The following is a 2471-nucleotide window of genomic DNA, read 5'->3' as shown; positions in this document are numbered from 1 at the left end:
CTATAAGCGCAAGAACTCACCTCCTGTCGCCATTAGGTAAAAATAGTCAAAACCCAGACTTGGCAAACTTTTCCTGCTTACAATAAGAATTGTAACAATAAGCTTGACAAATTGCAGATAATCTTAACTTCTCACCAATGGACCGCGACAATCTCGCTAATGGCTGCTTGGCGATACTCTGAGGCGGCAAAAAACCCCAAGCAAGTCGCCACCGCCCCGAATAAACTGACGACGACTAACCACTGCTTTTGCCGTCTGGCATTTTTTTTCTCTTGTTCTAGGCGTTTTTCTGCCTCTTGGGTTCGTTCTTGCTGAAGCTTGAGTAACTGTTGTTGTCGTTCTTTTTCTGCTGTTTCCGCCGCTTCAATGGCTGTCTGACTAGCTTGAATAAATTCCTTATGTAACTCGGTTGCCGGGGGTTGTTTATTTTGTTGCTCAATTTTCTTTAACCAAGTTTGAGCGAGGACAAATTCACTGCCCCGGAGTAGTAAGTCAGCACTTTTTTGGCTATTTTCCCATTCTTTGGCTCTCTGTAACCATTTGCTATGGTTATGAACGTGATCTCTGTCTGTATGTATGGTTCTAACTAACTGAGTAAAATTGGTCAGAAAGTCGCCGCCATGCTGACTAAAATCAAGCCACTGAACACTAGCTAAGGCAGGGGGCAAATCTTTGGCCGCAACTTTTTGGTGTAAGATCGTGATAATTCGCTTATTTAATTTTTTGGCATATTCCACTTCATCATAACAATAAGGTGAATTGATTGATTTGGGAGAAATGATAAATACAAAGTTGTCGGAAATTTCAATGCCTTGATAAATTTCTCGCCGAAAATCTTCTCCCGAAGCGATACTTTCTTGATCGAACCAAGTGAGCTTACCGAGTGAAGTCAGAGCCTCATTTAATCTTCTTGCTAAATCTGAATCGGCACGAGAATAAGAGATAAAAACTTCTAAAGAAGATGGTTTATGTTGATTGAGACTAGCGATAATAAATTCTTCCTGTAGCGGTAAGGGAGGGGATTCTTTTCGCTGTTTAGCTACCTTCAGCCAAGCTTCAAAATGTTGGAGATTATAGCCTCGCAATAGGACACTAGGGTTGTGGGTTTGCTGCTGCCATTTCAAGGCTTTGACTAACAGCACTTTATGACTTTCATGATAAGCAACATCACTGTTTAATTCCTTCAATAATTTATCGATACTACTGCGATATTTTTCCCGATCTTCATATTCAGTTAAGTCAATAAATTGTAATTTCTGTAACTGGGAGGGGATTAACTCAATATCGGTCTTTTCAATCAGCAAAGTAATAATTCGTTTGTTGGTAGCAAAAGCGTGAGCAAGTTCTAGATAACAGTATGATGATTGCAGGGCTTCTGGAGATATTAAATAAACAAAGTTATCCGCCCCTTCAATACCTTTATTAATTTGCTCCTGAAAGGCAGTTCCCGTTTTAATATCCGTCTGATTAGTCCAGACGGTAAAGCCTTCGCGCATCAGAGTCTTGCGAATTTTCTCCTTGATGGCATTATCTTTTTCTGACGATGACAGGAAAACCTGTGTCATCAAATTATTAGCATTTTTACTACTTTCGCTAATAAATTCGCAGTGTAAGTCCGTGGGCAAGCAAGGCGGCTGTTCCTCAGTAAATCTATGTTTTAACCACTTTTCTGCTGCCTGTCTCTCTTCGCCAATTAACAGATAATTAGTTTGCTTCTGATTCCTTAACCAATTTAAGGCTTTAACTAAAAAAATACTGTGCTTCTGGACATAGTGTTGCTGCTGATCAATCGCACCGATCAAACCAGCAAAAGAGCTTTCAAAATCATCAATTTCTTCTCGGAAATAGATCCAGTTGATTTTGCCGATCGCTGGGGGCATATTCGGAAAACTAGAATGCCTTCCCTCGGCTTGATATGTTTGCCAGTCAGCTTCAGTTTTATCTGGGTTTCTTTGCCGCCAAGTTTCTTGGCTAATTTGTTCAACATGAAGCAGAGGAATAATGCGCTTGTTGTACTTAATCGCTAGATTAATTTCTTTTAGGCAATATTGCGAATTAACCGAATGAGGGGCGATGATAAAAATAAAGTTATGTGTCCTCTCGATGCCATCATTAATCTGTTCTTGATAGTCCACAGCCAAGGGAATATCTTCTTGGTCGAACCAGACGTTTAAGCCTTGTGCTGCCAACCTTTGATTAAGCTTAATAGCAAAAGTTTTACTATCAGCCCGTCCATAGGAAATAAAGACATCAAAGAAATTTTTCATTTTACTCCCCCTGTGAACTTTAGAAGAACTCTTGCAAATTAATTATATGTTATAATGATGGGTTAACTAATTTTCCCCAAAAAATTAGTTAATCAGTACATTTGTCCTGAATGAAAACTTGAAGTTTAACTTTTAACTCAAAACTCTTTAGAGCTGCTTTAATTTGGTTATCAAAACCTCTTTATTTAAGCGGCACAAACTATC

At 39.1% G+C, this 2471-nt stretch carries 1 protein-coding gene; it reads right to left on the bottom strand.

The features are described 5' to 3' along the window. Positions 1-131: 131 nt before the first annotated feature. Positions 132-2267, bottom strand: a complete 2136-nt coding sequence (locus tag O9332_RS02445) for a toll/interleukin-1 receptor domain-containing protein (protein WP_223213069.1) — start codon at positions 2265-2267, stop codon at positions 132-134. Positions 2268-2471 lie beyond the last annotated feature (204 nt).

Origin of the sequence: Microcystis sp. LE19-10.1B, assembly GCF_027530565.1 — a bacterium.
Taxonomy (GTDB): domain Bacteria; phylum Cyanobacteriota; class Cyanobacteriia; order Cyanobacteriales; family Microcystaceae; genus Microcystis; species Microcystis aeruginosa.
This window is presented reverse-complemented; position numbering and strand designations above follow the sequence as displayed.

Bases quoted from the DNA above. Each gene is read 5' to 3' on its own strand.
- O9332_RS02445 (WP_223213069.1), bottom strand. From the start codon at position 2,267: ATGAAAAATTTCTTTGATGTCTTTATTTCCTATGGACGGGCTGATAGT.